This is a genomic window from Mesorhizobium sp. LSHC420B00, assembly GCF_000503055.1.
Lineage (GTDB): Bacteria > Pseudomonadota > Alphaproteobacteria > Rhizobiales > Rhizobiaceae > Mesorhizobium.
The window spans coordinates 1-5500 of record NZ_AYVY01000068.1 but is presented as its reverse complement, the minus strand read 5'-3'; the positions used below and the strand labels follow the sequence as shown (position 1 = coordinate 5500).

5 protein-coding genes are annotated in these 5500 nt (G+C 61.2%); all 5 read right to left on the bottom strand.

The features are described from left to right. Positions 1–319 precede the first annotated feature (319 nt). A complete protein-coding gene (locus X760_RS77055; RefSeq protein WP_198023595.1) occupies positions 320–1561 on the bottom strand; it encodes a glycosyltransferase family 4 protein in 1242 nt (413 codons plus the stop codon). A 34-nt stretch (positions 1562–1595) separates the two neighbouring features. Then, a complete protein-coding gene (locus X760_RS0140700) occupies positions 1596–2129 on the bottom strand; it encodes a methyltransferase domain-containing protein (RefSeq protein ID WP_348633272.1) in 534 nt (177 codons plus the stop codon). 99 nt (positions 2130–2228) lie between these two features. Then, complete coding sequence (locus X760_RS0140695) at positions 2229–3212, bottom strand: glycosyltransferase (RefSeq protein WP_023723239.1); 984 nt, start codon at positions 3210–3212, stop codon at positions 2229–2231. Positions 3213–3486: 274 nt separating this feature from the next. Beyond that, entirely contained in the window at positions 3487–3762 is a 276-nt protein-coding gene (locus X760_RS74150; protein WP_023723238.1) for a hypothetical protein, read from the bottom strand. Continuing rightward, entirely contained in the window at positions 3759–5264 is a 1506-nt protein-coding gene (locus X760_RS76045) for an ATP-binding cassette domain-containing protein (protein WP_023723237.1), read from the bottom strand. Before X760_RS76045 ends, X760_RS74150 begins: the two co-directional genes overlap by 4 nt. Positions 5265–5500: the final 236 nt, after the last annotated feature.

The window sequence follows — 5500 nt, the reverse complement described above, 5'->3', positions numbered from 1 at the left end:
CGGCTTCAAATCGGAATGGTGGCCGGTCTTTGATCGGAATGGCGGCCGGCTTCACGTCGGAATCCGCACCTCAATCTGATTGCGGAAGTTCTCTGGGCTCACATGCAGGTCAAATGGGTCGTTTCCCGTCATCGGTTCCGCAATGCTGTGATACATGAGCACGATGGGTAATGAGAGCATGTTGCAAGCGTCCTGGTTCGTGGATCACGGGCTTGAAGATTTCGGGACACCGTCCACCGGACCTCGTCCGGCAAAGGAGACTTTCGGCTGGCGCGCGGGTGCCTGCGCCGGCGCGGCCCAGGCTCTCCTGTTGTTCGAGCTAAGCTTTAGGCAAGCTGACGCGCGGTCTCTTGAGTAGTTCTCCGTAGTATTGGGCCGTTCGCGAAGCGATTGTGCCCCAATCCATACTGGTGGCGGCAGTGTTCATGGCGCCTTGCCGCAGGCGCCTCACAAGGCGCGGCGAGCTCAATGCCATCCCCAGTGCGTCGGCCAGAGACTCCGGTTGCCCCGGCTCGCATAACAGCCCGTTCACGCCATCGATCACCACGTCCGTCAGTCCGCCGACCCGACTGGCCACGACCGGCCGCCCGTTTGCGAACGCCGCAGAAGCCACCCCGCTTTGCGAGGCGTCCAGATAGGGCAAGGCGACGATGCACGCCTCCTGAAACTCCTGAACGGCTTCCAGCGACGTGAGAAAGCTGTCCCTGACCGTAATATTGGTAGCACCCCGGCAGCGTCCGGCCAGGCGATCCAGTTCAGAGCCCCGCCCAGCCAGATGCAGCGACAACGGGAGGCCGCGTCGACCCAGGAGCTCCACTGCATCGAGCAGGACGGCCAGCCCCTTGTATTGTTCCATTCGTCCGAACAGAAGCACACGTCCTGGTATGGGCTCACGCTGCAGTGCTGCAGGTGGGCACAACAGCACGCCATGCGTCGTCTCGCGGACTTCGGTTCCATTCGCGCGGGTGAGTCGGGCAAGCTCCGTGCAGCAGTGGTGACCATGACCAAGGAGAAGGTTTGCTGCGGCTCTTATCCGGCTGCGGATCCTGGGACGATCGACCTTGGAATCGCTTCCTGAATGCGGCAGTGGGTCGTGCACAGTGACGACTATCCTTGCGGAGCCTTTCATCAGAAGGACCATAATATAGTGGGCGAAGTTCGGGCACTCCTGGAAATGCACGATGTGCGGCTTGAATGCCCACATGTCGATCAACGCGCGCAGAAGGTCGCGGATATAGGCGAACATCCCGGACCTTCGCAGAAAGAGCTGGTACAAGCGGGTCTGCAGTTTGGAAGGCTCTGGGCTGCCAAGATGCAGTCCGCATTCCTTCTCGTAACCCGTCCTATCCGTAATCAGTCGGACGGAGCCATGATTGGCGAGGGACGCAGCCAGACGCGCCGCATACTCCGGAAATAATGGAGAGAAGATAACGACCCTCAGCTCCTCCTTCGAGGGAGAGATCTCTCCGGACGCACGCAAGGTTGGGCCGGGCGCAGGCGCAGGCGCCTGCTGCGGGCTGCGCGCGGATTTCTTCAGCAGCGAAGAGGCAGTATCGTCCATGAGTCTTAGACCCCGTTGGTAGATCATTCCGCAGTCATTTAACCGCAGACTTTTTCGCCCGCGCGGCGACGATGACGGGATAGGAGGGGTCATGCTGGTCGAGCGCATCTCGAGTGACGTCGTCGAGCACGCGTTGCTGAAGAAATGCAATGGCGGCTTCGAGATTGCCATGTGCTTCCACATGGATACTGCCCGGCTCGAACTGCTCTTGGACAAGGCGCCGGACGGACACAGCCGTAAGCGACCAGCACCAAGTATGGCCCCAGTCGCTTTCCCGACCCACTGGACTGATCCCGGGTACGGTAAGTAACAGGATACCGCCGGGCTTCAGTGCCCGGTGCAGGGTTGCAAGGGCGGCTCGCATGTCGAACAGCAGGTGCAGTGTCTGTGTCAGGATAAAGCAGTCGAACTGCAGTTCCCGGAGGGTTTCGGGATCGGCCAGATCACGAATTATCGTGGCATTGGGGTTGCTGTCGTCGACGAAGAGGATGTCGCTTTTCTCCACGGCGGGTCCGCCGAAGCGTAACGTGTAGTGGTTGTCTCCGACTTCCAGTACACGGCCGCCGATGTCCCCGGAATTCCTGGCGAGGAAGCCTTCAATGTAGTAGCGATCAATCGGCGTTCCGCGATCAAACCCCCACCCGCCGCGGGTGGACCGAGGCGCGCTCTACTTATTCTCCCTTCGCATCCAAACCATCCCCTCCCGCAGGTGCCGCCCGAACTCGCGCGTCACGGCTCTCGTAGTGCCTCCAGGCGACCATGCGACTGCCCGCGCGACTTGACCCACAACCGGAGCGAAACGCTTGCCGGACTGCCAGTCCGCCCGCGCGGCGACGAGCATTTCCTTTGCATATAGCGCGCGCCATTTCGCTCTGCTCTCCCTCATGGCGGCGCGCCTGGACGGATCGTTTCCGAGGCGCTCCTCGTGCCGATCCAGCACTGAAAGCACGGCCCGAAGCATCCGGTCCCGGTCTGCTGTCAAGCTCTTTGCATGCCGGCGGTATTGGGCGACTGTGACGGGATATCCTGCAACAGGGAACCTGCTTGCTACACGTAGGTAGAGGTCGTAATCCTCACCGCGCTGAAGCGCTTCATCGAAGCCACCGATCTCCTCCAGGCACTTGCGCTGATAGAGGACGGTAGCGTGCATCCCGATGCAGTTGCTGAGGATGAAGTCATGATGGGCGTCTTCGCCTATGTTGATGAAGATGTCACCGCCCATTGGCGCCAAGCTTTCCGTTACGTATTGATGCCCTCCGTAGACCAGAGCGCAGTGTGGCTGCCTCTTCCAGAAATTCACGCCGCATTCTAGGGCGTGTGGCAGGAGAAGGTCGTCCGCATCAAGGAAGACCACATGTGTCGTCCTGCAGTTCTTCCACCCGAAGTTGCGGGCTGCTGAGGGCCCCTTGTTGTCCTGCCGGATAAGCCGCACGGACGGGTAGCGCTGGACGACTTGCGAGGGATCGTCGGTCGAACCGTCATCGACGACGATCACTTCGTCCGCCAGGCGAGTCTGTGCCAGAACGCTGCCGATGGCGTCATCGAGGAAATGAGCATGATTGAAAGTCGTTATGATCACTCCGACGGTAAGCTCGTCGGTGGCCTCTTGAGGCGGAAATGACTTATCAATGACTTCAACTGATATATTCACGGCGCCTTCTCCTTTGGTGCATGATTGACGTATCGGCCCAAGTCAGGGTGCGTGATCCACCCGCTGCCTAGCGCCGTTACATGTGGTGCGTGGCTGTGTATGCGGATGATGCGAGTCCCCGCTGTGTAAGCAGCTTGCCGGGATCAAGTGATTAGGTTGCGNCTGATGCGTGGCTGTGTATGCGGATGATGCGAGTCCCCGCTGTGTAAGCAGCTTGCCGGGATCAAGTGATTAGGTTGCGGACCAGCACGAGCCTGGTTAGCCGTCGAAAGTCCTAGCGGCCAGGGGCGACAGAGTGCACAGCGCCCACCGCGGCAGCTTGAGGAGCCTCGCGCACTGCCAGCACCGCCTCCGCATGCTCAACCGGGATGGTATCCGCTTTGCGCAGCCGTCCGCGGTGGAGCTCGACGATGCAAGCTCGCTTGTGGAGAGTGGCCAGGCGGTGGGTGATCATGATGATTGTCTTCTGCCCGGCCAGTCCCTCGACGGCGGCGAGGAGGTTGGCTTCGGTTTCATGGTCGAGCGCGTTGGTGGCCTCGTCGAAGATCACGATGTCGGGTTCATGATAGAGCGCGCGGGCGATGCCGAGGCGCTGGCGCTGGCCGCCCGACAGGCGCACCCCACGCTCGCCGACGCAGGTGGCGTAGCCGTCCGGCAGCTGCACGATGAAGTCGTGGATCTGCGCCAGCCTTGCCGCCCGCTCCACCGCCTGCCGNTGTGTTGCGGCACGTAGCCGATATTGTTCTGCCAGGCCCGGACATTGGCCTCCGTGAGGGGCGTCCCGTCGATCAGGATGCGCCCCTCGTCGGGGCGCAGCAGGCCCAGCAGCAGATCGACCAGGGTGCTCTTGCCGACCCCACTCGGACCGACGATGCCAGTCACGCTGCCGGCGGCGATGGTCAGACTGAGATCGCATATGGCCGCGGGCCTGGCGCCATCATAACGGAAGCTGACATGTTCAAGCTCGATCGACCGGCGCAGGCACAGGCGCTCCTCGCCACGCGTACCGATCCCGTGCCGTCCCCCGCCTCCAGGGGCCTGCCGCAGTTCCTCTGCGATCGCGCCCACCGCAGGCGCGGCAAAGCGCAGCAGCGCCACCGAGGAATAGACCTTGTGGAACGCCGGCAGCAGCCGGAACCCCGCAAAGGCATATAGCCCTATCACAGGCAGTGCGCTGCCGATGCTGCCGCTTCTCATCAGGATGTAGACCGAGATCAGGCAGACGGCCGCGAAACCTACCGCTTCGGCCAGGAACTTCGGCAGCTGCGAGACGACCTCGCCGGCTGCGCTGTGAAGAGAGAATCGTCTGGACGGGCTCTCGAAGGCGGCAAGATAGGCGCTCGACTTCCCAAGCACCTTCAGTTCCTTGATCCCGCCGAGAACCTCGGACATCGCCTGATATCTTTCGCGATTTGCCTGAAGGCGACCTTCGCCGCTGCGTCCAAGGAACCCGCTCACGCTGACGTAGACGACGGAATAGAGTGCAGCCACCGCAGAAAGTACGCTCAAGGTAACAATGGGATCTATCGCCAGCAACAGAGCGAATATGGCTGCCACCAGACTGAGGCTCGCCGCCAAGGCCAAAGCTGGAGCGACGCCGCACCGTATGACCTCGTCGACCTCTGATACCACCGTCTTGGACATTTCCGATGTATTCCGGTCGAGGAAGAACCGATAAGGCTGCGACAGGTAATGCGACACCAGTTCGACGCCAATCTGATGTCGCCGTGTGTTTATGAACTTGAGCTCTACATAGAGCACCACCGCTCGCAGAGCGGAGACCAAGAGGAGGATGACGAGCGTGAAGATGGCGAGCGCAAGCAGGAAGCTCCAACTGTCGACAAACCCGAGCTCGTCGTATGCGGCCCTGAGGTAGGCATTGCTATGGACGACGTCGGGGTTAGCGAGCACGGCCAGAAACGGCGCCACCGAAGCTACTCCCGCCGCCTCGACAGCGGCCGTGGCCGCCAGCAAGATGATCAGCAGGCCTCCGCGGACGAGGTCAGACGGAGTGAGGATTGCGATCAGCGCGCGGAGAGTCTTGTTGAGCATATTCCTGTGCTTTCGCGTGTTCAACAGTACGCTTGGCGGTCCGACTGGACGGGCGAGCTAGTCCGGAGCATTCTTGAAGAAGCCGCCCGTACGAAACAGAAGCACCCTCATGAACCTCGAAGCTTGGCGAGTTCGACACCCGCTGCCTAGCGCCGTTACATCTGATGCGTGGCTGTGTATGCGGATGATGCGAGTCCCCGCTGTGTAAGCAGCTTGCCGGGATCAAGTGATTAGGT

Bases quoted from the DNA above. Each gene is read 5' to 3' on its own strand.
- X760_RS77055 (WP_198023595.1), bottom strand. From the start codon at position 1,561: ATGGACGATACTGCCTCTTCGCTGCTGAAGAAATCCGCGCGCAGCCCG.